Source organism: Rhodococcus sp. NFXS4 (genome assembly GCF_058139645.1).
The window spans coordinates 3201321-3226167 of the sequence record NZ_CP192221.1 but is presented as its reverse complement, the minus strand read 5'-3'; the positions used below and the strand labels follow the sequence as shown (position 1 = coordinate 3226167).

24 protein-coding genes and 2 pseudogenes are annotated in these 24847 nt (G+C 68.7%); 14 read left to right on the top strand and 12 right to left on the bottom strand.

What is annotated here, in order from left to right; genetic code table 11:
* Positions 1–111: 111 nt before the first annotated feature.
* The 8 genes and pseudogenes from J4E04_RS15080 (at position 112) to J4E04_RS15045 (ending at position 8528) form a co-directional block, all read left to right on the top strand.
* Positions 112–1068, top strand: a complete 957-nt coding sequence (locus J4E04_RS15080; RefSeq protein WP_490148924.1) for an amino acid ABC transporter permease — start codon at positions 112–114, stop codon at positions 1066–1068.
* The gene (locus tag J4E04_RS15075; protein WP_490148923.1) at positions 1065–1847 is read left to right on the top strand and encodes an amino acid ABC transporter ATP-binding protein; all 783 of its coding nucleotides are present in this window, start codon (positions 1065–1067) and stop codon (positions 1845–1847) included. Before J4E04_RS15080 ends, J4E04_RS15075 begins: the two co-directional genes overlap by 4 nt.
* A 36-nt stretch (positions 1848–1883) precedes the next feature.
* Complete coding sequence (locus J4E04_RS15070; RefSeq protein WP_027504017.1) at positions 1884–2852, top strand: ABC transporter substrate-binding protein; 969 nt, start codon at positions 1884–1886, stop codon at positions 2850–2852.
* Positions 2853–3001: 149 nt separating this feature from the next.
* A pseudogene (locus J4E04_RS15065) lies at positions 3002–3289 on the top strand (GNAT family N-acetyltransferase); the annotation flags it as partial.
* A gap of 138 nt (positions 3290–3427) precedes the next feature.
* Positions 3428–5053, top strand: a complete 1626-nt coding sequence (locus J4E04_RS15060; RefSeq protein WP_490150558.1) for an ABC transporter substrate-binding protein — start codon at positions 3428–3430, stop codon at positions 5051–5053.
* A gap of 1 nt (position 5054) precedes the next feature.
* Complete coding sequence (locus J4E04_RS15055; RefSeq protein WP_222638255.1) at positions 5055–6026, top strand: ABC transporter permease; 972 nt, start codon at positions 5055–5057, stop codon at positions 6024–6026.
* Complete coding sequence (locus J4E04_RS15050; RefSeq protein WP_056447219.1) at positions 6019–6903, top strand: ABC transporter permease; 885 nt, start codon at positions 6019–6021, stop codon at positions 6901–6903. The genes J4E04_RS15055 and J4E04_RS15050 overlap by 8 nt, the downstream gene beginning before the upstream one ends.
* Positions 6900–8528 carry a dipeptide ABC transporter ATP-binding protein gene (locus J4E04_RS15045; protein ID WP_490148922.1) on the top strand — a complete coding sequence of 543 codons (1629 nt, stop codon included), beginning with the start codon at positions 6900–6902 and terminating at the stop codon, positions 8526–8528. Before J4E04_RS15050 ends, J4E04_RS15045 begins: the two co-directional genes overlap by 4 nt.
* A 185-nt stretch (positions 8529–8713) precedes the next feature.
* On the opposite strand, the gene J4E04_RS15040 is transcribed toward J4E04_RS15045, so the two are convergent.
* The gene (locus J4E04_RS15040; protein WP_490148921.1) at positions 8714–10087 is read right to left on the bottom strand and encodes an MFS transporter; all 1374 of its coding nucleotides are present in this window, start codon (positions 10085–10087) and stop codon (positions 8714–8716) included.
* Positions 10088–10167: 80 nt separating this feature from the next.
* Between J4E04_RS15040 and J4E04_RS15035 the strand changes: the two genes are divergently transcribed.
* The 3 genes from J4E04_RS15035 (at position 10168) to msrA (ending at position 12214) form a co-directional block, all read left to right on the top strand.
* Positions 10168–10683: a winged helix-turn-helix transcriptional regulator gene (locus J4E04_RS15035; protein ID WP_490148920.1), complete on the top strand. Its 516-nt coding sequence runs from the start codon at positions 10168–10170 to the stop codon at positions 10681–10683.
* Between the two features lie 108 nt (positions 10684–10791).
* Positions 10792–11592 (top strand): GAF and ANTAR domain-containing protein, encoded by an 801-nt coding sequence (locus J4E04_RS15030; RefSeq protein ID WP_261775855.1) that lies wholly within the window; start codon positions 10792–10794, stop codon positions 11590–11592.
* 85 nt (positions 11593–11677) lie between these two features.
* Complete coding sequence (gene msrA, locus J4E04_RS15025; protein WP_056447231.1) at positions 11678–12214, top strand: peptide-methionine (S)-S-oxide reductase MsrA; 537 nt, start codon at positions 11678–11680, stop codon at positions 12212–12214.
* Positions 12215–12244: 30 nt separating this feature from the next.
* Here the strand turns inward: msrA and J4E04_RS15020 are convergent, their stop codons facing one another.
* Positions 12245–13045 carry a HugZ family pyridoxamine 5'-phosphate oxidase gene (locus J4E04_RS15020; RefSeq protein WP_222646116.1) on the bottom strand — a complete coding sequence of 267 codons (801 nt, stop codon included), beginning with the start codon at positions 13043–13045 and terminating at the stop codon, positions 12245–12247.
* Between the two features lie 220 nt (positions 13046–13265).
* Positions 13266–13994 (bottom strand): pirin family protein, encoded by a 729-nt coding sequence (locus J4E04_RS15015; protein WP_027504008.1) that lies wholly within the window; start codon positions 13992–13994, stop codon positions 13266–13268.
* An 85-nt stretch (positions 13995–14079) separates the two neighbouring features.
* Between J4E04_RS15015 and J4E04_RS15010 the strand changes: the two genes are divergently transcribed.
* The gene (locus tag J4E04_RS15010; protein WP_490148919.1) at positions 14080–14886 is read left to right on the top strand and encodes an SDR family NAD(P)-dependent oxidoreductase; all 807 of its coding nucleotides are present in this window, start codon (positions 14080–14082) and stop codon (positions 14884–14886) included.
* On the opposite strand, the gene J4E04_RS15005 is transcribed toward J4E04_RS15010, so the two are convergent.
* Positions 14874–16100, bottom strand: coding sequence for an MFS transporter (locus J4E04_RS15005; protein ID WP_222638250.1), 1227 nt, complete (start codon positions 16098–16100; stop codon positions 14874–14876). The genes J4E04_RS15010 and J4E04_RS15005 overlap by 13 nt on opposite strands.
* An 85-nt stretch (positions 16101–16185) precedes the next feature.
* On the opposite strand from J4E04_RS15005, the pseudogene J4E04_RS15000 reads away from it, so the two are divergent.
* Positions 16186–16965: pseudogene (locus tag J4E04_RS15000) on the top strand (LysR family transcriptional regulator); the annotation flags it as partial.
* A gap of 137 nt (positions 16966–17102) precedes the next feature.
* Here J4E04_RS15000 and J4E04_RS14995 read toward each other — a convergent pair.
* The 6 genes from J4E04_RS14995 to J4E04_RS14970 form a co-directional block, all read right to left on the bottom strand.
* Positions 17103–17885, bottom strand: coding sequence for a TauD/TfdA dioxygenase family protein (locus tag J4E04_RS14995; protein WP_490148918.1), 783 nt, complete (start codon positions 17883–17885; stop codon positions 17103–17105).
* Positions 17882–18967, bottom strand: coding sequence for an ATP-binding protein (locus J4E04_RS14990; protein ID WP_308123844.1), 1086 nt, complete (start codon positions 18965–18967; stop codon positions 17882–17884). The genes J4E04_RS14995 and J4E04_RS14990 overlap by 4 nt, the downstream gene beginning before the upstream one ends.
* On the bottom strand, positions 18960–20252 hold the full coding sequence (locus tag J4E04_RS14985; protein WP_490148917.1) for an ATP-grasp domain-containing protein: 1293 nt from the start codon (positions 20250–20252) through the stop codon (positions 18960–18962). The genes J4E04_RS14990 and J4E04_RS14985 overlap by 8 nt, the downstream gene beginning before the upstream one ends.
* Positions 20249–21043: an O-methyltransferase gene (locus tag J4E04_RS14980; protein WP_490148916.1), complete on the bottom strand. Its 795-nt coding sequence runs from the start codon at positions 21041–21043 to the stop codon at positions 20249–20251. The genes J4E04_RS14985 and J4E04_RS14980 overlap by 4 nt, the downstream gene beginning before the upstream one ends.
* Positions 21036–22277 carry a sedoheptulose 7-phosphate cyclase gene (locus J4E04_RS14975; RefSeq protein WP_490148915.1) on the bottom strand — a complete coding sequence of 414 codons (1242 nt, stop codon included), beginning with the start codon at positions 22275–22277 and terminating at the stop codon, positions 21036–21038. The genes J4E04_RS14980 and J4E04_RS14975 overlap by 8 nt, the downstream gene beginning before the upstream one ends.
* A gap of 103 nt (positions 22278–22380) precedes the next feature.
* Complete coding sequence (locus J4E04_RS14970; protein ID WP_027504000.1) at positions 22381–23052, bottom strand: HAD-IA family hydrolase; 672 nt, start codon at positions 23050–23052, stop codon at positions 22381–22383.
* A 253-nt stretch (positions 23053–23305) separates the two neighbouring features.
* On the opposite strand from J4E04_RS14970, the gene J4E04_RS14965 reads away from it, so the two are divergent.
* The gene (locus J4E04_RS14965; protein WP_222646112.1) at positions 23306–23917 is read left to right on the top strand and encodes a TetR/AcrR family transcriptional regulator; all 612 of its coding nucleotides are present in this window, start codon (positions 23306–23308) and stop codon (positions 23915–23917) included.
* A 1-nt stretch (position 23918) separates the two neighbouring features.
* On the opposite strand, the gene J4E04_RS14960 is transcribed toward J4E04_RS14965, so the two are convergent.
* Together J4E04_RS14960 and J4E04_RS14955 are read right to left on the bottom strand one after the other, a co-directional pair.
* Positions 23919–24137: a hypothetical protein gene (locus J4E04_RS14960; protein ID WP_027503999.1), complete on the bottom strand. Its 219-nt coding sequence runs from the start codon at positions 24135–24137 to the stop codon at positions 23919–23921.
* A gap of 68 nt (positions 24138–24205) precedes the next feature.
* On the bottom strand, positions 24206–24844 hold the full coding sequence (locus J4E04_RS14955) for a TetR/AcrR family transcriptional regulator (RefSeq protein WP_051612942.1): 639 nt from the start codon (positions 24842–24844) through the stop codon (positions 24206–24208).
* Positions 24845–24847 lie beyond the last annotated feature (3 nt).

The window sequence follows — 24847 nt, the reverse complement described above, 5'->3', positions numbered from 1 at the left end:
GAGTGGTGTCGAGAGTGCTGCTGCGCCTGTACGCGGCGCTGACCAGGTCCCTCACTTCGTCCTCTCGAAAGGCACAGCGATGTTCGCTGCCCTCACGCACCGGTGCAGCCGGTGACTCAACTCCACGATCGACCGGTCGCCACCGACGCCGATGACGTCTCGGATCACGACCTCGTCGTCGCACGCACGGTGCACCCGTGGCGGTGGATCATCGCCGTCGCGACCCTGGTCCTTCTCGCACAGTTCGTCCACGGGCTGGTGACCAACGCCGGCTGGGACTGGGGCACCTTCGCTCAGTACTTCACGGCGCGGTCCGTCTTCACTGCTCTGTGGCTCACGATCCAGCTGACCTTCTGGGGCACCCTCATCGGGTTCGCACTCGGCATCGCTCTCGCGGCGGCGCGGTTGTCGCAGAACCCGGTCCTGCAGATCATCTCCTGGTTCTACATCTGGGCGTTCCGGTCGATCCCGCTGATCGTGCAACTGCTGTTCTGGTTCAACATCGCCTACCTGTATCAGCGTTTGTCCCTGGGCATTCCGTTCGGACCGAGCTTCGTCGAGTTCGACGTCAACAGTGTCATCAGCGGGTCCACTGCGGCGATCATCGGTCTGGCCCTGCATCAGGCGGCGTACTCGGCGGAGATCGTGCGCGCCGGCATCATCTCGGTCGATCAGGGGCAGCTCGAAGCCGCTGCGGCGCTGGGGATCCCGAAGCGACGCGAATTCTTCGCGATCGTGCTGCCGCAGGCCATGAGGGGAATCCTCCCCAACGCGGCCAACGAGGTGATCAGTCTCTTCAAGGGCACCTCGATCGTCTCGGTCATGGCCATCGCCGAGCTGTTCTATCAGGTCCAGGTGATCTACGGACGGACCGGCCGTGTCGTCCCGATGCTCATGGTCGCGACGGTCTGGTACGTGATTCTGACGTCCGTCCTGTCCGTGGTGCAGTTCTACGTCGAGCGGCACTACTCCAAGGGTGCACTGCGCACGGTGCCGCTCACGCCGATCCAGAAGTTGCGTTCGCGCATCGCCGCGCTGCCGCTGTCACCGAGGGGAGCAACTCGATGACCGCCGAGATCGAGACTGCGCGGTATGCGGTCGAGGTACGGGGAGTGCACAAGTCCTACGGTGCCCTCGAGGTCCTGAAAGGCGTGGACCTGGCCGTGCGGCCGGGGGAGGTCACGGCCATTCTCGGACCCTCCGGGTCGGGCAAGTCCACTCTGCTGCGCACGGTGAACCACCTCGAGAAGGTCGACGCCGGATCCGTCCGAGTGGACGGTGCCCTCGTGGGATACCGCCGCAGAGGCCGGAAACTGCACGAACTGACACAGAAGGAGATCCGGCGCCAGCGCTCGCAGATCGGCTTCGTCTTCCAGAACTTCACCCTGTTCCCGCACCTCACGGTGCTCGAGAACGTGGTCGAGGCACCCGTGTCCGCACAGCGACGTCCGCGGTCGGAGGTGGAACCCGAGGCTCTCGCACTCCTGTCGCGGGTCGGTGTCGCTGACAAGGCGCACGACTACCCGCGGCGGTTGTCCGGCGGACAACAGCAACGCGTCGCGATCGCCCGGGCGCTGGCGCTGCGCCCGAAGGTGATCCTGTTCGACGAACCCACGTCGGCACTCGATCCCGAGCTGGTGGGCGAGGTGCTCGATGTCATCCGCGGTCTCGCCGCAGACGGCGCGACGCTCGTCATCGTCACGCACGAGGTCGGCTTCGCACGCGAGGTCGCCGACACCGTGGTGTTCATGGACGGCGGCGTCGTCCTCGAACAGGGTTCTCCTGTAGAGGTGTTCGACACCCCGACCCACAGTCGCACTCGAGAATTCCTCTCCCGGGTTCTCTGATTCCCACGCACACCTCTCCCGAAAGTGACCTCTCCCATGTCTCGATCGTCCCGTCGCCTCGCGTCGGTCCTGTCCTCCGTCGCCGTCCTCGCGCTCGTCGCGTCCGCGTGCGGCGAACCCGCAGCCGAGAACACCGTGGTGTCCGAAGCCGGTGTCTCCTATGATCTCTCGCCCGAGCAGTCCGGGCGCATCCACACCGAGAAGGTGGACGACATCGCGGCGAAGGTGCCGCAGGCAATCCGTGATCGCGGAACCCTCGTCGTCACCGGAACAGCGGGTGCCACTCCGCCTCTCGGCTTCTATGCCACCGACGACACCACCGTCGTCGGATCCGAGATCGATCTCGCGAGCCTCTTCGCCGACGTCCTCGGTCTCTCGGTCGACCGCCGGACCGCGGACTGGGCCCAGAACTTCGTCAAGATCGATTCGGGCGAGAACGACGCCTTCATCTCGAACGTGACGGTCACGGAGGAGCGCAAGGAGAAGTACGACTTCGCCACCTACCGCCTCGACAACGTCGCCCTCGAGGTTCCGACGGACTCCGACTGGACGTTCACCGACCGCAAGGACATCGCCGGCAAGAAGATCGGTGTCTCGTCCGGTACCAACCAGGAACAACTGCTCGTCGACTGGAACACGCAGAACGGGGCGGAGGGCATTGCGCCCGCCGAGATCGTCTACTACCAGAACGCCGCCGACTACTACCTCGCCCTGTCCTCGAAGCGCATCGACGGGTACCTCGGACCCAATCCGTCCGCGCAGTACCACTCGTCGAGCACAGGGGAGTCGAAGATCATCGGCACCTTCTCCGGTGCGGGCGAGGCGCTCCAGGGTGAGATCGCCGTCCTGGTTAAAAAGGACAGCGGGCTCGCCGAGGCGTTCGCGGACGCCATCGATCACACCATCGAGAACGGGACCTACCAGCAGGTGCTGGACAAGTGGGGGCTCGGCGGCGAGGCCGTGTCGGCCTCGGAGATCAATCCACCCGGGCTCCCGAAGAAGTGACCTCGGTCCGACAAGGAGCCCCCGTGGCCGGCAGCGATCGCCCGCAGCTCGAGGTCGCGCGAGTCGACCAGGGCGATCCGCTGGCACGACCCCTGCTCGCGGCGCTGGCGATCGAGTACAGCACCCGCTACGGCGGGACCGCCGACCAGATGTACTCGGCTCTGTCCACCCATCCGGCAGAGGAGTTCGCGCCGCCGCACGGCGGGCTGATCATGCTCCTCGAGAACGGTGAACCTGTTGCCGGCGGCGTGTTTCGGCGTCACGACGAGCAGACCGCCGAACTGAAGCGCATCTGGACGTCCGCATCGCACTGCCGACGAGGACTCGCTCGGCGCGTTCTCGCCGAACTGGAATCGGAGATCGCGGCCCGAGGCTACGAGAGCATCCACCTCACCACCGGGTGGCGCCGACCGGAGGCTGTCGGCCTGTATCTGGCGGCGGGGTACACACCGCTGTTCGACCCGGCGGCCCCGCCGGCCGAGGGCGTGCCCCGTGCGTTCCGGAAGACGACTCGACCCACCGACCGACCCACGTTCTTCCTCCCTGCACACACACATTATGGAGTTGACCCAGTGATCGACCGCCATCAACGGACACCCGCCGTCAGGGCCGCGATCGGCCTCGTCGCCCTGACCACGGCACTCACCGCCTGCGGCGGCGCTGCTGGTTCGGCGGGCGCCGACGCCGGCCCCGCTCAGCCGGGAGGCACCCTGAACTACGGACTCTCCACAGCGCCGACGTGCTCGGATCCCGCGCAGGCAGGGACCAACCAGACGATCTACGTCACGCGCGCCGTGGTCGATTCACTCACCGATCAGGATCCCGACACTGGCGAGATCGTGCCGTGGCTCGCCGAGAAGTGGGAGACCGACGCGGATGCGACGTCGTTCACGTTCACACTGAAGGACGGGGTGTCGTTCAGCGACGGCACACCGGTCACCGCGCAGTCGGTCAAGAACAACTTCGACGCCATCGTGGGCACGCTCGGGGCGGCGAAGGCGCCGCTCGCCGCCAGCTATCTCGCGGGATACGTCGGGACGACCGTGGTCGACCCGCGGACCGCGCAGGTGACCTTCTCGTCGCCCAATGCGCAGTTCCTGCAGGCATCGGCGACCTCACAGCTGGGACTGCAGGCCGATGCCACCACGTCGCTGTCCGCCGAGGAGCGCTGCCAGGGCGGAAACATCGGCAGTGGCGCGTTCACGTACACCGACTACCAGCAGGATCGATCGGTGAGTGTGGCCAGGCGAGCCGGCTACTCCTGGGGTTCGCCGGCGTTCGGTCACACCGGTGAGGCCTACCTGGACGGCATCGAGTTCACGGTGGTGCCGGAATCGGGCGTCCGGACCGGAAGCCTGTCGTCGGGTCAGCTCGACGCCGTCAGCGACGCGCTCCCGCAGGACGCACCGACCATCGAGGCGACCGGCGGTCGAGTGCTGACGACGTCGAATCCCGGAACACCCTTCGGTATCGCGCCCAATGTCTCGCGAGGCGTACTGGCCGACCCGGACGTGCGCCGCGCACTCGTCCCCGCGATCGACCGTCAGCAGTTGGTCGACACCGTCCTCGGCCCGAACTTCCTGCCGGCGACCAGCACTCTCGCGAGCAGGACGCCCGGCTACGTGTCGTTGCCCGACGTGACCTTCGACGCCGACGCGGCGCGGACCGTGCTCGACCGTGCGGGTTGGGTACCGGCCGCGGACGGGATCCGCGAGAAGGACGGTCAGCGGCTCAGCTTCTCGATCCTGTTCAGCGCCGTGTTGGCGGGCAACCAGGCAATTCTCGAGTTGCTGCAGCAGCAGTTGCGGGACGTCGGTGTCGATGCCCGGCTCGAGCTGACGTCCGTGCCCGAGTCGATCGCACGACAGAACGCCGGTGACTTCGACGCGACGTACTACAACAGCACGCGTGCCGACGGCGACATCCTGCGGACGTCGTTCGCGGCGGACGGCCGAAATCTCAACCAGCGTGGCCCGATCGCCGATCTGGATGCCTCGTTGACCGATCAGCTGCGCACGACGGACACGACGCAGCGCGGCGAGTACCTGGCGAACGCACAGCAGCAGGTGCTCGACAACGGACTGTGGATCCCGACCGTCGAACTGTCGCAGGCGGTCGGCGCGAGCTCGGCGGTGCAGGACCAGAGGTTCGACGCGTCTGCTCGGCTGCAGTTCTTCGACACCTGGTTGAGCAGGAGCTGACATGCTTCGCTACCTCGGCCTGCGCGTCCTGCAGGCGATCGGTGTCCTGTGGGCCGCGTTCACCATCTCCTTCGTGGTGCTGTTCCTGCTGCCCTCCGATCCGGTGAGCATCGCGGTCGATTCCGGCGGCGGCAGTGGCACCCCGGTGGACGCGGCCGCGGTCGCCGAGCTGCAGGCCCGGTACGGACTGGACAAGCCTGTCCTCGAGCAGTACTGGACATCGCTCACCAGCGCGATCCGCGGTGACTTCGGCACGTCCATCTCCACGGGTCAGCCGGTGACCACCGCGATCCTGGGCGCCGTTCCGAGCACCCTCGCCCTGGCCGGTCTCGCGCTGATGCTCGCCGTCGGTGTCGGTGGGGGGCTCGCCTTCCTCGCTACCTACACCCGCGCACGATGGTTGCGTACCGCGCTGCTCTCCCTCCCTCCGCTGGGCGTCGCGGTGCCGACGTTCTGGGTGGGACTTCTGCTCCTGCAGGTGTTCTCGTTCGGGCTGCCGATCTTCCCGGCGTTCGGCGACCGCGGGTTCGGATCGCTGGTGCTGCCGGCGATCACGCTGGCGGTACCGACCGGGGCCGTCATCGCGCAGGTGCTCGCGACCAGCCTGACCACGACGTGGCGGCAACCGTTCACCACCGCGGCCGAGGCGAAGGGTGCGTCCCGGTGGCGGATCCAGACTCGCCACGTGCTGCGCCTGGCCAGCGTGCCGGCGTTCACCATCGCCGGCGTCCTCGTCGGCGAACTGTTGGCCGGTTCGGTGGTCGTCGAGACCGTGTTCTCCCGGGCCGGCGTGGGCCGACTGACGCAGACATCGGTTCTCGCGCAGGACATCCCGGTGGTGCAGGGAATCGTGGTCCTCACGTCGCTGGTGTTCGTGGTCGTCACGCTGGCCGTGGACATCGTGTACCCCCTGATCGATCCCCGGATCGTCCAGCGCACCACCCGACCCACGAAGGAGCCGGCCCATGTCTGACGTCCTGGTACGAGAGACGGTCCACGCGAACGTCTCGCCCGAGCCGACGTCCCGTCGACGGCGAGTGACCCCGCGGGCCGTCGGCGGCAGGATCGGCGTGGCGGTGTCGGTGGCCGTCCTGATCGTCGCCGTCGGGTTCGCCGTCGTCCCGTCTCTGTTCGCCAGTGGGGATCCCTTGCGCGGCGTCCCGGCGGAGAAGTTGCAGGGACCCAGCGCCGCTCACTGGTTCGGCACCGACAACATCGGCCGCGACGTCTGGACCCGGGTCGTGCACGGTGCCGGGTTGTCGCTCAGCGCGACGCTGATGGCCGTGGCCATCGCGCTCGTGGCGGGATCGATTCTCGGCCTGATCGGAGGCGCTGTCGGCGGAACCGTCGACGCGGTGCTCATGCGTCTCGTCGACGTGCTGTTGTCCATCCCGACTCTGCTGCTGGCCCTGGCCCTGGTCACCGCTCTCGGTTTCGGAACCGTGAACGTCGCGATCGCGGTCGGTGTCACCCTCGTCGCGAGCTTCGCGCGCGTGATGCGGTCCGAGGTGCTGCGCGTAAGGCGGTCGCTGTACGTGGAGGCCGCCTTCGCGTCGGGTTCGCGATGGCACACCGTGCTGTGGACCCACATTCTCCGGAACGCGTACCCACCCGTGATCGCCCTGGCGGCAGTGCAGTTCGGCATGGCCGTGCTCGCGGTGTCGTCGCTCAGTTTCCTCGGTTTCGGAGCGGTACCGCCCACACCGGAGTGGGGTTCGCTCGTGTCGGAGGGGCGCAACTTCCTCGCCACCTCCTGGTGGCTCACCACGCTGCCCGGTCTCGTCATCGTGGCGGTCGTGCTGTCGGCGCACAGAGTGGGCCACGCGCTGGATCGGGGTGATCGAGCATGAGCAGCAGGAGTGGAGCCGGCGGAACGACCCGGACGAGCCTGCTCAGGGTCGACGGTCTGCGCGTGTCGTACGGGGCGACAGAGGCAGTGCGGGGTGTCGACTTCGAGATCGCGCGGGGTGAGGTGCTCGCCCTGGTCGGCGAGTCCGGCAGCGGCAAGACGACCACGGCCCAGGCGATCATCGGTCTCCTCGCCGGATCGGGCACCGTCACCGGGGGCACCGTCACGTTCGACGGTGACCGTGTCGACGACGCGGGACACCGTCGGTGGGAGAAGCTTCGCGGTGCGCACATCGGTCTGGTGCCGCAGGACCCGACCACGTCGCTCAATCCCGTGAAGCGAGTGGGGGAGCAGGTCGCAGAGGTGCTCCGCATCCACGGCCGGGCCGACCGGCGCAGCGCCGCGGCGGCGGCCGTGCAGATACTCGACGAGGCGGGGATCGACAATCCGGAGCTCCGTGCTCGGCAGTATCCGCAAGACCTGTCCGGCGGGCAGCGTCAGCGCGTGCTCATCGGTGTCGCGCTGGCGTGCGAGCCGGAGCTGGTGATCGCCGACGAGCCGACCAGCGCTCTGGACGTGACCGTGCAGCGCCGCATTCTCGACCACCTCGCGGATCGGATCGCCGAGCACGGCACCTCGGTACTGCTGATCACGCACGACCTCGGGGTCGCGGCCGACCGCGCCGATCGGATCGCCGTCATGCGTGACGGTGAGATCGTCGAGATCGGGCCGGCGCGAGAGGTGTTGGAGAACCCGACCGCCGACTACACGAGAAGCCTGATCGCGTCCGCGCCGTCTCTGACGTCGGTACGGCTGCCGCGTGCGACGCGCGAGGCGCAGCCGGTCCTGTTGTCGCTGAGACACGTGTCCAAGACGTTCCGCATCGGTCGTGGGCAGAACCTGACGGCGGTGGACGGGGTGTCGCTCGACGTCGAGCGCGGACGGACGGTGTCGATCGTCGGGGAGAGCGGCTCGGGAAAGTCCACCACCGCTCGCATCGCCCTACGGCTCGAGAACCCGTCGGCGGGGTCGGTCGTCTTTGACGGCGACGACATCACGTCCGCACGCGGCAGGGAGTTGCGCACCCTCAGGCGACGCTTCCAGATCGTGTATCAGAATCCGTACGCATCGCTGAATCCCGCACTGCGCGTGCGGGACATCGTGGCGGAACCGCTCGTCGCGTTCGGGCTCGGATCACGCTCCACGCGTCCCGCCCGGGTGGCCGAACTGCTCGAGCAGGTCGCCCTGGCGCCGGAGTACCTCGACAGGCGCCCCGCCGAGCTGTCCGGTGGGCAGCGCCAGCGGGTCGCCATCGCCCGCGCGCTGGCTCTCCACCCGGAGCTGCTCGTGCTCGACGAACCGGTGTCCGCACTGGACGTCTCGGTGCAGGCGCAGATTCTCGAACTCCTCACTCGGCTGCAGGACGAGCTGGATCTGAGCTATCTGTTCATCTCCCACGATCTCGCGGTCGTGCGGCAGATCAGCGACACGGTGCTGGTGATGCGCAACGGGCGAGTGGTCGAGTCCGGGTCGGCGGAGGACGTGTTCGATCGACCGCAGCACGAGTACACCAGGGAACTGCGCAACGCCGTTCCGGGAACGGGAGTCGACGCACGACCGTCGTGACCTTTCCGATCACGCCGAGCAGAACTGTGTCTCCGCGCGCCGCGCGGCTCTAGCGTCGGGCCATGACCTGGAACTCGATCATCGATTCGATCCGTCACTGGGTGTCCGACTGGAGCGACGAGTCTGCCGCCGGCTGCGTCGAGGCCGCGGTGCGCACCTCGTTCTGAGGGCGCGCGACGACGCGGTCAGCGTACGGCTCTCGGCCGGGTCGCCGCGACGACCGCGGCCCCCAGCGCGGTGATCGCGATGACGACGATCACGGCGTGGTTCCAGCCGTCGAACACCGCGGACGGCGCGGTGCCGGCCGACAGGACCACCACCGACACCACGGTCACGCCGATCGCCGAGCCGAGGTAGCGCGCGGTGTTGTTCGCCCCGCTTCCCATGGCGGCGCGCCCGGCAGGGACGCTCGCGACGGCCTCGCGGCCGAGGGCGGCGTTGACTATTCCTGTCGCGGCACCGGCCAGGACGAGACCCGGCACGAGGCGCAGGGGCGACGACGTCTCGGACAGTCCGAGTAACAGCCCCGTCCCGACGGCGACACCGACGAGGCCCAGGGCCAGTTGCGTTCGGCCGGAGACGGACGCGGGTATGCGCCGCGCGAGCAGGGCGGTGGTCACGCTCGTCGCGGACCAGCCGAAGAGCAGGAGGGCGCTGTGGAGTGCGTCCAGACCGAATGCGGCGCCGACGAATCCGGCCATGTACGACATCAGCGCGATCACCCCGGCTCCGGTGGCGAGTGCGGCGACGGTGGCGGCGAGGAAGGCGGGTTGGCGCAGCAGCGTGAGATCGAGCATGGGCGAGGCGGTCCGGCGTTCGTGCAGAACGAAACCCGCGAGCAACAGCGCGGCCACGGCGAGCAGGACGAGGGGTAGGGGTCGCGTCCACCCGGCACGGCCCTCGACGAGCGCGGCGAGGAGGGCCGACAGACCCCCGGACAGGGCGACGGCGCCGATCAGGTCCAGCCCGCGCGGTGTCTCCGTGCGGGATTCGGCGAGGAGGCGCCCTGCGACGACCGCGGCGACGAGTGTCAGCGCGGTGAGCAGCCAGTACCCCTCGCGCCACGTGGCGAGACGATCCGAGGTCGCGGACAGCAGGGGCCCGAGGGTGATGCCCGCGCCGACGGCCGCGCCCCAGATGCCGCTGGCACGGGCGCGCAGCGGGCCGGGTTCGAAGGCGTGCGCGATGACGCCGAGACTCGACGCCAGCACCGCGCCCGCCCCGACGCCCTGGACCACGCGGGCGAGGACGAACACGAGCGTGGACGGAGCGGCCGCGCACACAGCGGACGCGAGGGCGAGGACGACGAGACCGAGAACGAAGGTGCGCCGACGGCCGATGTCGTCGGCGAGTGCGCCGGACACCAGCAACGCGGCACTGAGGCCGATGCTCATCGAGCTCAGGATCCAGGTTCTGCCCGACGCGTCGCTCCCGAGCGTCGCGGCGGTGCTGCCGATGGTCGCCAGGGGAAACGTGAACGCAGCCAGGGCGAGGAGGGTCCCGAACGCCGCGACGGGCAGGGGACGGGCGAGAGGTGGTGCGGATCGCTGCTGAGTCATGCCCGTCCTTCGGTTCGGTGAGCGAACCGTAACCCGCCGATATGGTTCGGTCAACAGACCGTTCGAGGTAGGCTCGGGCCATGGCGATGGGAACGGATTACGCCGCGCAGGACTGCTCGCTCGCTCGCGCCCTGGAGATCGTGGGGGAGCGGTGGACACTGCTCGTCGTGCGGGACTCCCTGTTCGGTGTACGCCGGTTCTCCGACTTCCAGCACCACCTCGGCATGTCGAAGGCAGTGCTGTCGCAGCGCCTGTCGGCCATGGTGGACCACGGGTTGCTGAGCAGGGAACGTGTCGGTGGGCGTGAGGAATATCGTCCCACCGAGATCCTCGTCGACCTGTGGCCCGCGCTGCACGCGCTGACGGTGTGGGGTGAACGAGCAGTGCCCGCGCAGGACGGCCCCCGTCGGGTGTTCCGACACGAACCGTGCGGCGGTGAGCTCGACGATCACGGCAGCTGCCCGCAGTGCGGGACCGTGCCCGCTGCCGGTCGGGTCGTCATGTCGCCGGGGCCGGGTGTGACCGCGACCCCGCGGCCGAACACCGTGTCCCGCGCGCTCCGCGCACCTCGTCGGTTGCTCGAGCCGATCAGGTGACGGCGACACCCGGCGCGAGGTGAAGGGGGGCGGTCGCGCGACGGCCCCCTGGCCTCGCTCTATTCTGGACCGGGTCGGAAACACAGGTCCGCGACACGGTCGGTTGTCATGGGCGTCGAGAGTGGGGAACACATGACGGTGCCGTACGGCGATCGCGGCGATCTCGTCCGCACCATCGACGAGGACACCTCCGTCGATCAGCAGGCGTCTGCGCTCGGCAGCATCGCCGAGATGGCCCGCACTCTCCGCGGAACCCGTCGATCGGTGGACGACACGCTGACAGCCCTGGTGCGGTCGGCCACGCAGCTCATGCCCGGCGTCGACCATGCGTGCGTCACCGTGATGACCGGTGCGCGGCGCACCATCCACGCCCGCACCGACGACGTCGCCGCCGATCTCTGCCGTGTGCAGTTCGAACTGGGTGAGGGGCCCACCGAGAACGAGATCTGGCAGATCGACACCGTCGTGGCCGAGAATCTCGGCAGCGAGCGGCGGTGGCCCTCCTTCGCCGCGGCCGCACGCGACAGGGGAATCGAGTCGATGGCGGCGTTCCGCCTCTACACCGATCCGTCGGCGCGTGATCTCGGCGTGTTGCTGCTGTTCAGCAGGACTGCCGACGCCTTCGACGCCGATGCTCAGATGGTCGGATCCGCGCTCGCCGCCCACGGCGCGGTGGCGCTGCTCAGTGCCCGCGACGACCAGAACTTCCGGGACGGCCTCGCGAGTCGCGACATCATCGGCCAGGCCAAGGGGATCCTCATGGAGCGATTCGACGTCGATGCCGTGCAGGCCTTCACGATGCTTGCCCACATCTCCCAGTCCGAGAACCGCCCGCTGCGGGAGGTCGCGCTGTCTCTGATCGAGGAGTCGCATCCCACGAGGTCCGTCGAGGTTCCGCCCGTCGCGTGACGGCCCGCCGGAACTGCCCGTCGGAACAACGCGGTGCGCGCGGACGTTGTCGGAACAGAGTGTTACTGCGACAAGAGGAGACACCATGGCGGACAGCACACAGGCAGGTTCCACGACCGAGACGGCCATCCTGGCGGGTGGATGCTTCTGGGGTGTCGAGGAACTGATCCGCAAGCAGCCAGGCGTGCTCTCCACGCGCGTCGGGTACTCGGGCGGAGACGTGCCGAACGCGACGTACCGGAACCACGGCACGCACGCCGAGGCGGTCGAGATCGTGTTCGACCCGACCCGGACGACCTACCGCGACATCCTGGAGTTCTTCTTCCAGATTCACGACCCGTCGACGAAGAACCGTCAGGGCAACGACCGCGGAGTGAGCTACCGCTCGGCGATCTTCTACACCTCCGACGAGCAGAAGCGCGTCGCGCTGGACACGATCGCCGACGTCGACGCGTCCGGTATCTGGCCCGGAAAGGTGGTCACCGAGGTCACCGCGGCGAGCGAGTTCTGGGAGGCCGAGCCCGAACATCAGGACTACCTGCAGCGGATCCCCAACGGATACACCTGCCACTGGGTCCGCCCCGACTGGAAGTTGCCGCGCCGGAACGCTGCGGTCAGCTGAGCCGTTCGACAGTCGACGCCCGTCGTCCCCTCAGGGGCGGCGGGCGTTTCTCGTCAGCTCGATCGTCGCGGCACGGAGATCGTCGAGTGACGCCAACGGCGACGTGTAGCCGACTCGCGTGTAGGACACGCCTCTCGGAGTGGTGACCGTGATGTCGAGTCCGTAGCGGTCGGCGCCGGTGCACACAGCGGACGTCGCATCGGGGAATCCGCCGAATGCCGCGGTCATCGCGGTGAGTGCGTCCGCGTGGTCGTCGTTCAGGTGCTCCACCGCGGGCCCGCTCACCGGCCGTACCGGATCCGGTACGGCGGCTGCGTAGTCCGCCGCCGTGGCCGAGTCCATGCGGCCGTAGCCGCCCACCCATCTGACTCGGTCCACCGACAGGATCCAGACGGTGAAGTCGCTGTAGTCGATGTAGTACCGCGCCGCCGGGACGGCCGTCAGGTGCGCCTCCCGTGCAGCCTCGACGTCCGAGCCCGACGGCCGAAGCACGGTGCCCGCCAGCGTGATACGTCCGCTCGCGAGCGGATCACTGTTCTCGCCCGGAGCGACGACGGACAGACTCACCCGTGGATCCGCCGCGAGATTGCGACCGTGCTCCGCCATGTGGGAGACACAGAGCACGGGGTTCCCGCCCAGGAGGCCGTACGTCACGTAGGACGCCCACGGATGTCCGTCGGCCGAGAGGCTCGCGAGCGTGGCCGTGTTGGTCGACGCGGCCACCGTGCGCGCCTCCTCGGCCGCGGACGGCCGGCGAGGGTGGGTGACGGGAGCGATGGGCGTCGGCATCGACGGGGCGTCGCCGGGGTCGCCGTGATCGAGAGTGGCCATGGGCGAACACTACCGGCGCCCGGCGCCGACCGGTGGCGCCGGAATGCCCTAGCGGACGGGCGGTCGCAGCAGGAGGGCAGCGCCCGAACCGACACCGACCACCATGAACATCAGCAGCATGACGACGTTGGCCATCTCGTTCTCCGTCTTCCGGGCGGGTACGTCCACATCGCGACCCGTGTGGACAGATCTCTACCCCCGGCCGTGTGGCCGCAAACACTCACGCATGAGCGTGCATCTCCCACACCAGGATCTCGGCCGACGACGTCGTGTGGACGACATGTCCGCCGGTGTCGGTACCGCGGAGCGCGTCACCGGGACCGAGTGTTCCGATGCCGTCGATCTCGACGGTGCCGCGCGCGACGAAGAGGTGGAGGAACGGCGCGGTGGGGAGGGTGACGGGCGTGCCCGGCCGCAGCCGCGCCACGTGGAGCGCCGCCTTGCTCTGGCCCAGTCCGACGGCCGTGCCACCGCGGTCACGGTCGAGTCCCGACGCGACCGTGACCAGGCGGCCGGAGGCCAGTTCGCCTGCCGCCGCGTACTCCTCGTACCCGGGCGGCCGCCCGTTCTCGTCCGGCGGAAGCCACATCTGGACGACCCGCAGCGGTGTCCCGGCGGAATATCCGGCCCCGTTCCGCTCGGAGTGGACGACGCCGGAGCCCGCACTCATCCGCTGCGCCAACCCGGGCGTGATGGTCCCCTCGTTCCCGAGCGAGTCACGGTGCACCAGTGATCCGTCCAGCACCCAGGTCACGATCTCGACGTCGGCGTGCTGGTGGCTGTCGAATCCCTCGCCCGCGTCGACGGTGTCGTCGTTGTGGACGAGCAGCAACCCGTGCGCATTCGCGGCGAGATCGAAGTTGCCCGCCACGGGGAAGGACTGCCAGGAGTCCAGCCACTCGTTGCGCCAGTGGATTCGATCGGCAGCGGGTACGACGACGTCGGGCATGACACGCACAGTACCCGGGCACATCGACACTCCGACGCGATGTGATGACAGCTATCATCAGATGATGGTGGGACGACGGAGACCGTTGGCGGACCTCGCAGGCAAGGTGGTGGTGATCACCGGAGCCGGATCCGGCATGGGCCGCGGGTACGCGGCGGCCTACGCCGCACGCGGGGCGGTCCTCGCGCTCGGCGACATCGACGGCAACGCCCTCGCGGAGACGGTGACGAGCCTGCCCTCTGGCGGCACGGTGCTCACCGAGGTGTACGACGTGGCCGATCGCGACGCCGTCGCGGCCTTCGCCGCCCGCGTCGCCCGGGAGGTGGGCCCGGCGACCGTCGTCGTCAACAACGCCGGCATCGAGGGCGGTTTCCGGCCCGCCTGGCATCTCGACGACGCGTCCTACGACCGGGTGATGGCGGTCAATCTCGGTGGGGTGGTGCACGGGACGCGCGCCTTCCTGCCGCAGCTGATGTCGCGGCCGGCGGCTGCGCTGGTGAACGTGTCCTCCATCTTCGGACTGCAGGGGACGCCGAACCACACCGACTACTGCGCCAGCAAGTTCGCGGTGCGGGGATTCACCGAGGCCCTCGCGACCGAACTCGCCGGGTCCACCGTCTCGGTCCACCTGGTCCATCCGGGCGGCGTGGCGACCAACATCTCGCGGGCCGAGGGATCCCAGCAGTTCGCAGCGAAGTACTACGCCACCTCGCCCGAGGCGGTGGCCGAGCGCGTGGTGCGGGACGTCGAGTCCGGACGGATGCGCATCGTCACCGGACACCGGTCGCGCCAGGTCGCCTTCGGGGCCCGGTTCCTGCCGCTCCCGCTCATGGTCCGGCTCGTCCGTCGCGACATGAACGACATCCTGGACCCCGGCGACTACGCCGACTGAGCCTCGGCGCCGGGCGACCGCAGGACCAGTGCCCACAGAGCGGCGACGACGGCCAGTGCGATGACGAACGCGGCCATGGCCGACCAGCCGTAGGCCTGATACACGACGCCGCCCGTCCAGCCGACGATGCTCGAACCGCCGTAGTAGAACAGGTTGTAGAGCGACGCCGCCTGAGCGCGACCGTCCGTCGCGCGATGCCCGGTCCATCCGGACGCGATGGCGTGCGCGGCGAAGAATCCCATCGTGAACACCACCAGGCCGAGGAGTACGACGATCAGCGAGTGCGCGATCGTCAGGGCGACCCCGGCGATCATGACGCCCGTCGACCCGGCGAGCACCGCGGAGCGTCCGAACCGGCCGGCCAGCTGTCCGGCGACGCGAGACGAGACGGTTCCGCTGAGATAGGCGATGAAGATGAGGCTGATCAGCGACTGGGGGAGTCCGAACGGGGCTGCCTCGAGGCGGAAGCCCAGATAGTTGTAGACGGTGACGAAGCCGCCCATGAGCAGGAACGCCTGCCCGAACAGCGCGCGCATGCCGGGGTCCCGGAGGTGTGTGGTGACGCGTTTCCCCAGCCCCGGGCCGCCATCCCGCGCAGGGAGCGCGCGCCGCGGTGCGGGGGCGAGGCGCAGGAAGGCGATCGCGGCCACGGCGGCGATGATCGAGACCGTCAGTGTTCCGATGCGCCAGTTCGTGTACTCGGCGACGGGTCCGGCGACGATGCGGCCGAGCAGCCCGCCCAGCGTGGTGCCCGAGACGTAGGTGGCCGCGGCCACCGCGGTGTTCCGGCGGTGCACCTCCTCGCTGAGGTAGGCGATCGCGATGGCCGGCAGCCCGCCGAGGGCGGCGCCCTCCACGAACCGCACCGTCAGCAGCATCGGCAACGACGTGGAGAGCGGGACGACGAGGCCCAGGACGGTGGCCGTGACGATCGAGATGCTCATGGCACGCACCCGGCCGACGCGGTCGGCCACCACGGACCACGGCAGTACGGCGACCGCGACGCCGACCGTGGCGCAGCCCACCGCGAGCGAGGACTGCGACGGCGTGATCGAGAGGTTCGAGGCGATGAGCGGGAGGATGCCCTGGACGGAGTACAGCTGGGCGAAAGTGGCGACACCGGCGAGAAGCAGCCCGGCGACGAGCCTGCGGTACTCGCGGGACCCACGGGTGTGTCCGTCCCAGTCGGTGTCGGTCGCCTCGTCGATGGTCACGGGATCCGACGGTAGGCCGGACGCGACCTATTCGTCCAATGCATTGCATCTCGCACAGTCATGATCGTGACGTATCGTTCGATTCATGCGTGAGGAAGCCGAGGCACTCCTGCCTCTGATCCCGACACTGCTCGCCGTGGCGGAGACCGAACACATCACCGAGGCGGCGCACGTCCTCGGCCTCCCGCAGCCGACGGTGAGCCGGCAACTCGCCCGCGCCTCGGCCGCGTTGGGAGTGGCGGTCGTCGAGCGTCGTGGTCGGGGCATCGCCCTCACGCCTGCGGGACGTGCACTGATGCCCTTCCTCGACCGGGCGGTCCGCGAACTCGAGGCCGGGCTCGACGCCATGACCGAGCAGGACGCCCGCACTCGTGGCCGCATCTCGGTCAGCTTCCAGAACACGGTGGGCGAGGGCGTGCTCCCGCTGCTCATCAAGCGCTTCCTCGCCGATCATCCCGCCGTCACGTTCACCCTCGACCAGGGCGCGCGGGCCCGGTGCCTCGACAGACTGGAGGACGGGAGCGCGGACCTCGCATTCGTGGCGCTCGGCACCGAACACGGCACCGACACGTCCTTCGGGCTGTACGACGAGAGGCTCGTGTTGGTCGTCCCGTCCGATCACCGACTGGCGGGCCGCCGATCGGTGGACCTCGTGGAAACGGCGGACGACCCGTACGTGGCGATGGAACACGGGTACGGCATGCGTTCTCTCTGCGAGACACTGTGGGCCGCTGCGGGAATGGCCCCGACCATCGCCTTCGAGGGGCAGGACATCCACACCGTGCGCGGGCTGGTCGGGGCGGGCCTCGGCGTCAGCGTCCTCCCTCGCACGACCACTCCCGCCGGCCCGCTGCCCACGGTCGACATCGCGGTGAACGACCCCGCGGCGCGGCGGCGCATCGGCGTGGTGTGGCCCGCACGCACCTGCCGGCGCAGGCCCTCGCCTTCCGCGACATGGTGGTGCGGCGAGGGGCCGCTGTCCTGGCGCGCTGACGATCGGCCTCAGGAGCGAGCGCGACCGTCGGTTGCCATCCCGCGGTGCATCACCCGGTCGCCCACCACTCCGCTGTGGTCGGCCCGGTGCATGACGCACCGGTTGTCCCACAAGACGACGTCGCCCGGCTGCCACGTGTGCCGGTGCACGTTGTCCTCGGCGGTGGAGTGGTCGTAGAGGAACCGGACGGTCTCGGCGGTCTCGTCGGGCGACATTCCGCTGATCGACGCGCATCGCGCGGGAGTCGACAGGTAGAGCGAGCGCCGTCCGCTGATCGGATGGGTCGTCACGAGCGGATGCACTGCGGACGACTCGGCATCGTCGGCGAGATCGAGACCGGTCACGACGTGCGTGAGCGTGCGGTCGACGAGCTCGTCGCGAAGGTCGTCGGGCAGTGTGTGCCACGCGCGGTACTGGTTGCTGAAGACGGTCTGTCCTCCCTCCGACGGCACGGTGACCGCACGGAGCGAGGTGTACGCCGGTGGGTGTGCCACATAGCTCGTGTCCACGTGGAAGGTGGAGCGCGGCGTCGTCGTCCGGCCGACATTGCTGATGACGTTGAGATCCGGGTGTCCGGGGACCGGTGTCTCGCCCTCGGTGAACACGAGGTCGCCGAACGCACGGAGGAACTCGGTGAAACGGTCGTCGTCGAGCGACTGCCCCCGGAAGACGACGACGCCGTGATCTGCTGCGAGGCGGCGTGTCTCGTCGATTCCCGCCGCGTCGAGGTCCTCCACCCGGACGTCCTCGACGTGTGCGCCGACGGGTTCGAGGGTGGTGTGTCGCATCATCGTGCTCCTTCGATCGAGAGTTCGCGCAGTCCTGCGGCGAACAGGTCCTCGAGACTGATTCCCGCGGCCGCAGCCATCACCGCGACCACGCTGCCCCGCGCGTAGGAGCAGTACAGGCCTGCCTCGAGAAACCACGGTCGACCGTCGGGGTCCACCCGGAAGTCGAAGAGGCTGTAGTGCCGACACCCCAGCGCTCGGTGGCACTCGAGGGCCACCGCGTGGATCCGCTCGGTGATCGGATCGTCCTCGGGGACGATCCACGCCTTCGTGGCGTTCTTGGCCACCAGGTACAGCGCCCCGTCCTCGTCGCGGGACAACTTGTCCTCGCGTGTGCGGATCGGACGATCGTCCGCGTCCACGGCGTACTCCTCGAGCGGCAGGCACACCGGTTCACCGTCCACCACGACGATGCCGCAGCGCACCTCACGTCCCAACTCGACGTAGCGCTCCACCAGCACCCGGCGGGAGAACCGCGCAGCGTCCGCGAGCGCGTCGGTGTACTCGTCAGGAGTGCGCGCGAGCGACACCCCCACCGAGTTGTCGGAGTCCACCGGCTTGACGACCACTGGTAACGGGACGGGCGACCGCGTGCCTGACCGTGGTGCGTCCGGGGGCACGACGACGACGTGGCCCTCCGGCACCGGAACGCCCGCCGCAGCGACCACCGCTCGGGTCAGCGCCTTGTCCGCCGCGAGTGCCATCACGTCGGCGGTGTTGCCCAGCAGAGCGAGACCCACGACGTCGACCAGCGCCCGGTAGGACGTCATGCCGGGCAGGCAGAACATCTGCGGCACGACGACGTCGACACCCAGAGCCTCGATGTGACGCAGCGCGTCCGCGAGCGACAGAGGCGGAGCCCCCGCCACCGCGTCGTCGGTGAGATCGACCGGGAAGCGCCACGTGCGGTCGGGCGAGACCAGTGCGACGTGGAACTCGTACCGTGCGGGATCGGCGAGCGCGGACAGCGCGTCCGAGGCGTACACCCGCGACAGGTCCGAGTGGAACTCGTCCTCGGCGGACCCCGCGAGGTGCAGCACGGTCACCCGTGCGGTCGGGTGGACGAAAGCCGTGTCGTCAGTCACCGCCGGCCTCCACGAGTTTGCCGATGTTGAAGTCGATGCGGCTCCACGAGCGACCGGCGCGAAGGTTCGCCCAGATCAGCGACGGCATGTGGAGGTGGTGAAGCATGAAGTAGGGCAACGGATCCCACCGCGTGAACACCGCGTCCTTCCCGGTGGCGATGGTGCGTGCGCGGGCGAGGCGGCCAGGCTGGGTGAGCAGCCGCCAGATCTCGTGGTAGATCCAGTAGGTCGGCCGGGCGGACGGGAGCGGCGTGATGACGGGGTGCCCGTCGTCGAGGTACGCAGCCGCCACGTCCGGGTGATCGTGGAACATGGTGATGGCCGAATGCGTTCGCGGATTGCACTCGATGGCGTAGGCGTGGCCGTCCGCCGCCTCGATGAAGTCGAAGGACACCTGGCCCGTGAGCCCGAGCTCGCCGACGAAATGCTCCACCCACGACCGGATCTCGGGCTTGTCCACCATGGCGTAGTTGATCTGGAACGCCGACGACTCGCAGCACCCGTACACCTGCACGCGCCCGTTGCGGACAGTCGAGTGGGTGCAGTACTCCTGACCGGTGACGAACTCCTGCATGATCCACGGATCCTCGTCCGAGATGTCGAGCCCGGAGACGAACGCGGCATTCGCCGCGCGGTCCCGTCCCGTCAACGGCGTGAGGTCCATACGACCCACCGGGTTGTACGCGATGCGCTTGAGGATGTAGGTACGGCCGTCGGGGAAGTCGAAGTCCTCGACCTGCCGACGGTCGGTGACGAGGTGTGATTCCGGCACGCGCAGACCGAGCGACTCCGCGACCTTCGAGAACTGCACCTTGTCGTCGAGCATGCGCACGGTGGCCGAGTCGACGTGGACGACGTCGCACCGCCCGTCGAGCAGACGACCGACCTCGGCGTCCGGCACGCTGGACGCCGGACTCGACACCGGCACGAACACGTCCGCTCTCTCGCTCAGCACGATGTCGGCGATCGCGCGCGCATATCCGGGTTCCGACGCCTCGGGGACGGTGTGGAACACGTCCACCGCTCGGGAGAACCGATGCGCGGTGTACCGGTATTTGGCCGATTCGACCAGTACCACCCGGTGGCCGGCGCCGTGGAACGATCTCGCGAGTTGCAGCGACTTGGTCATCTTGCCGCCGTTGATCACGACCGTCCTACGCTGTGCGGCAGGCGAACCGGGTGCCGTGCGCGGTCGGGCGAGCGCCGCCAGGACGGGCACGAGGTCGAGCGGGGCGGTGACGAGCGAGCCGGCGAGGACCGCCACGGACCGGCCGACGCTCGTCACGACGCGCTCGATCGACGGATGAGCGTCAGTCCGTCCCGCAGCGGGACCAGGACCTGCTCGACGCGGGAGTCCGCCGCCACGGCGCGATTGAACTCCGCGATGGCGGAACCGTTGTCCGACATGGCCGTACCGAGGTACGGCTCGGCCTGCAGAAGTGTGTTGTCGACGGCAACCAACGCGTCCGGCGTCAGCAGCTCGGAGTCGAGAAGCGCCGTCAGGTATCCGAGGTACCCGGCCTTGTCGGCGTCGATGAACACCAGGTCGAACCGGCGTCCCTCGTCGGCGAGACGGGTGAGGGACTCCGCCGCAGGACCGACGAGAATCTCGATCGCGTCGCCTGCCGGCGACGCGTCGAAGCACTGTCGGGCGAACGCCGCGACGGGTTCGTCCAGTTCACAGGCGACGATGCTTCCGCCGGGTGGAAGTGCCTCGGCCATGGCGAGAGCGGAGTACCCCGTGAACATGCCGATCTCGAGGACCGACGTGGCGCGGGTCATCCGCACGAGGAAGTCGAGGAAACGTCCCTCGACGTGGCCGGACAGCATCTCCTGCTCGAGCGCGCTGCCGGACCATTCCGCGGATCGGGTGCGTGCGGCCAGATCCGCGAGAGCGGGTGATTCCGGGGTGGTGCACTCGTCCAGGTACGGGTCGAGGCCCGCGATCACGTCACGCGCACGCCGAGCGCGGCCGAGAACGGCTGCCGGGACCCCGAGGTCGTCGAGGTCCCGGCACAGCTCCGTCAGCTCGGCCGCGGCGATGGTGGTCGGTGTGACCGGCCGTGCATCACTCATCGTGGGACGAACCGACCGCGACCTCCGGTTGCGGCGCGGTGAACATATCCACGCCGTCGCCGTCGCGGTCGTGCTCGAGGCAGATCTTCTTGTGCAGGGTGAGCGTGTCCGACAGCTCGTCGACGGTCACGTCGTTCAGGAACTCGCAGGACCCGATGGGCGCCGGCACCGCCGCGCGGAGAATCCCGTCTCGGGTCTTGAGGATGGACGACGTGGCCTCGGCGAGCAGCTCGGCCGTCAGGTACGAGCTGTCGAGCGCGAGCCCGATCCCGCTCATGACGCCGAGCACGCGGTCGCGGTCGTCGGCCGTGATGTGGCCGCGCTGCTCCGCGAGGGTGGTGGACAGCGCCATGTCGATGTTGATGGCGTGTCCGTGAAAGAACGGCGCGGGCGGGGTGAGCTCGAGCGTCGGACTCCAGGTGTGGCCGAAAGCGATCACGCGATCGAGGTCGATCTCGTGGAGGTTGGGCGCTTCCAGGTCCAGCATGGTCGCGATCGCCTTGTAGGTGAGGCGGTCGGCGATCTCGCGCAGTTCTGCGGTGCCGTCGAGGTGACCGAATCGCGTCGCCAGCAGCTCCGGGCCGTGCTTCTCGAGCATCTCGAAGATCTCGAGATTGCCCACGACGGAGATCTTGATGAGTTCCGCCATGCCGTTGCGGACCTGGTCCTCCGGCAGGGTGCCCAGGAAACTGAAGTCCAGCAACACCTTCTGCGAGGCGTGGTACGCGCCCAGACGGTTCTTGTGCTTGCCGTAGTTGACGGCGACCTTGATGCTGACGCTGGCGTCGATGAGACCGATCAGCGTCGTGGGGATGCGGATGTACGGCGTGTTCCGGCGGTAGCTGGCGCACGCGAAGCCGGCGACGTCCGTCGTGAGTCCGCCGCCGACGACCAGGACGGGCTCGGTGCGCACCAGGCCGAAGCGATCGAACTCGCCCACGATCCGCTCGAAGGTCTCGATCGACTTCGCCGTCTCGCGGATCTGCACCGGGACGATGGTCAGCGCGATGTCGTGATGGCGGAAATAGGTGTGGATCGCGTCGCCGTACAGCGCGAGGACGCTGTCGTCCACCACCATCAGGCAGCGGCCGTACGGCCGGTAGCTGTCCGCGAGCTCGGTGTTCGCGGTGTCGAAGACGCCGTCGACGTACACGAGGTCGTACTCGATCTTCTCGTATCCCTCGACGTGGAAGGTGCGATCGTCTGCGGTGACACGTGCCTGGAGGTTGCTCACTACTTCTCTCCCGAGGAAAACGGTTCGCGAGCATCGCGCTCGACGGGTGAACCGGGGTTGGCGTGGATGTGACTCGACAGGGTGTGGAGTCGACCGGTGAAGGTCACTGTCGAGCCGTCACCAGAGATTCGATGCGAGCGGGGTCGAGGGATTCGACCGTCTCCGATGCCGAGGAGAAGTCGCTGCCGGCCGTGTTCTCGTTCGGGAACGCGACGCAGGTGATGTCGGCTGCGGCTGCGGCGGCCACACCACCGGCGTTGTCCTCGATCGCGACGCAAGCGGAGGGCTGTTCGCCCAGCTTGTCGAGGGCGAAGGCGTAGGACGCGGGGTCGGGCTTGCCCTGCTCGACGTCGTCCGCGTCGACGAGGACGTCGAAGGAGTCGCGAGTGACCTCGGGGGACAGCGCCTCGAGCACGGCGTCGACGTTCTCCTTCGACGTGGTCGTGACGAAGCCGAGCTTGGCGCCCGACTTCTTCGCCGCGGCGATGGTGTCCACGACGCCGGGTCGCGGGCTCACACCGGCCGAGGAGAGGAGGGACCGGAAGATCTCCGACTTGGTCGCGTGCACCGCGGAGGCGTCGACCTCGACGCCCTCGGACGCCGCGAAGTCCTCGATCCGGTTCGCGCCGCCGTTGGAACCGAGCATGGACCGGTAGTCGTCGCGTGACCAGTTCCAGTCGAGCCCGTGCGAGGAGAACGCCTCGTTGAAGGCGCGTCGCTGGAGCTCGGACGTGTCGGCGAGAGTGCTGATGGAGCCGAAGAGGATGGCAGACATCGGTGTCCTTCCGTGGACCGGCCCGACGCTGTGCTGCGCCGAGGCCCGAGGCGACGGATGACCCGTCGCGAATGATGGTGGGGGAGTTCGCGGTCGAAATGCCGTGCACGAAGCTGGTTCAACAGTACAGTAATGAACATTTAGTTCAATAGGTCTGCACCCGACATTCGCGTAACTTCAACCCTCGAACTTCGATGCCAGAATTTCGAAGCCCGAATTTCGAAGCACAGCGACCGAGGAGGTGAGTGACGCGATGAGTGATACCCCGTCGGACGAGAACGGAATCGGAACAGAGCCCGACGCCGTGGCAGAGGACGCCCGCGTCGCTCGCACACGCGCGGACGTCTCGCGCGCCGCGCTCGAGGTGCTGACAGGCGAGGGGTGGGAGGCGGTGACCCACGCGCACGTCGCACGGGTGGCCGGTTACTCCAAGACCACGCTGTACACGCACTGGCCGTCCCGTTCCGACCTGCTCACCATGGCTCTCGAGGCGATCGGCGACATGCCGCATCACGACCTGGTCGGCGACGTCCGCACGGACCTGATCGGTGAGCTGCGGATGCTCCGCGACGCCATCGCCACGCAGCGCCTCGATCGCGTGCTCATGGCCATGGCGCAGTGGGGGGCCACCGTCGCCGAGATCGGCCGGGTGCGCCGCCGCATCGTCGACGACGGCGAGAAGCACACTCGGCAGATGCTCGGTGCGGTGATCCAGGGCCCGGAGCTCGAGGCGGCGGTGTCCATGCTGTCCGGCTCCGTGGTCTGCCCGACGCTGATGTACGGGACGCTGCCCGACGACGCCACCATCGAGGCCGCCGTCGACATCCTCCTTCGGGGCATCGAACTTCGGGGCAACGAACGCTGACTCAGCGGCTGCTGTGCACCAGGTCGGCCAGGGACTGCCGCGACTGCGCGGACTCGGCCAGTGCCGCCGTCAGTTCCTCCCATGCGCGCTGGACGCGGAGTTCGTCGTGGGCGAGGCGTGCGCGGGCGCGAGCCACGCGCCGGTGCTCGGCGTCGCGGGTGAAGGTCGCGTGTTCCTGCCGTCGGACGAGCAGGAACACGTCGGGATCGGTCGGATACATGCGTGCGTCCTCGAGTCGTGGTCGGTTCGCACCACTGAAACACCCGAGGGGGGACCGCGTCGACCGAATTACTCGGGCTCGGCCGCACCGACCACCGCGGCGAGGAACCGGGCGGTCCCGTGAACGAGATCGGTTCTGTCCGCTCGGTACCCGTCCATGAGCCAGGTCATGGCGGTGTGGCTGATGCCGCCGACAGCGGCGGTGGCCAATCTGTCGAGGGAACTACCGACGGCAATGTCCGGCGTGTGGCGGCCGAGGAGCCCCACCATCAGCTCACCGAATCCGTGCATCGTGTCGAGATACGTGCGGTCCACCCGTGGGCTCACCCCGAGCACCTCGAGCCACACGATCCGTGCGAGCTCACGGTCCTCCACGGCGCGGAAGAAGCCGTCGAGGCCGTGACGTGAGAGCGTCAGCGGGTCCGTCCCGGCGGGCAGGTCGTCGACCGCCGCCGTGGTGGATCGGGTCAGTGTGGCGATGCACTCGCGGTACACCTCGACCAGGAGGTCCTCGAGAGTGGGGAACAGCTCGTAGAAGTAGCGATCGGCGACATGCGCGTCACGACAGATGCCGCGCACCGTCGACGCTCGGAAACCCACCGATCCGAAGGACGCGCGCCCCGCGTCGAGCAGTTGGCGCCGGCGACGAGCCGTGCGCTCCTCGGCGCTCTCCCCGCCGTAGGTACGTGCGGGCGATGGATCGGTCACGCC

Bases quoted from the DNA above. Each gene is read 5' to 3' on its own strand.
- J4E04_RS15015 (WP_027504008.1), bottom strand. From the start codon at position 13,994: ATGCCCGACGTCGTCGTACCCGCTGCCGATCGAATCCACTGGCGCAAC.
- J4E04_RS15040 (WP_490148921.1), bottom strand. From the start codon at position 10,087: ATGACTCAGCAGCGATCCGCACCACCTCTCGCCCGTCCCCTGCCCGTC.
- J4E04_RS15045 (WP_490148922.1), top strand. From the start codon at position 6,900: ATGAGCAGCAGGAGTGGAGCCGGCGGAACGACCCGGACGAGCCTGCTC.
- J4E04_RS15030 (WP_261775855.1), top strand. From the start codon at position 10,792: ATGGGCGTCGAGAGTGGGGAACACATGACGGTGCCGTACGGCGATCGC.
- J4E04_RS15050 (WP_056447219.1), top strand. From the start codon at position 6,019: ATGTCTGACGTCCTGGTACGAGAGACGGTCCACGCGAACGTCTCGCCC.
- J4E04_RS15035 (WP_490148920.1), top strand. From the start codon at position 10,168: ATGGCGATGGGAACGGATTACGCCGCGCAGGACTGCTCGCTCGCTCGC.
- J4E04_RS14965 (WP_222646112.1), top strand. From the start codon at position 23,306: ATGAGTGATACCCCGTCGGACGAGAACGGAATCGGAACAGAGCCCGAC.
- J4E04_RS15070 (WP_027504017.1), top strand. From the start codon at position 1,884: ATGTCTCGATCGTCCCGTCGCCTCGCGTCGGTCCTGTCCTCCGTCGCC.
- J4E04_RS14995 (WP_490148918.1), bottom strand. From the start codon at position 17,885: ATGATGCGACACACCACCCTCGAACCCGTCGGCGCACACGTCGAGGAC.
- J4E04_RS15055 (WP_222638255.1), top strand. From the start codon at position 5,055: ATGCTTCGCTACCTCGGCCTGCGCGTCCTGCAGGCGATCGGTGTCCTG.
- msrA (WP_056447231.1), top strand. From the start codon at position 11,678: ATGGCGGACAGCACACAGGCAGGTTCCACGACCGAGACGGCCATCCTG.
- J4E04_RS15075 (WP_490148923.1), top strand. From the start codon at position 1,065: ATGACCGCCGAGATCGAGACTGCGCGGTATGCGGTCGAGGTACGGGGA.
- J4E04_RS14970 (WP_027504000.1), bottom strand. From the start codon at position 23,052: ATGTCTGCCATCCTCTTCGGCTCCATCAGCACTCTCGCCGACACGTCC.
- J4E04_RS14960 (WP_027503999.1), bottom strand. From the start codon at position 24,137: ATGTATCCGACCGATCCCGACGTGTTCCTGCTCGTCCGACGGCAGGAA.
- J4E04_RS15020 (WP_222646116.1), bottom strand. From the start codon at position 13,045: ATGGCCACTCTCGATCACGGCGACCCCGGCGACGCCCCGTCGATGCCG.
- J4E04_RS14980 (WP_490148916.1), bottom strand. From the start codon at position 21,043: ATGAGTGATGCACGGCCGGTCACACCGACCACCATCGCCGCGGCCGAG.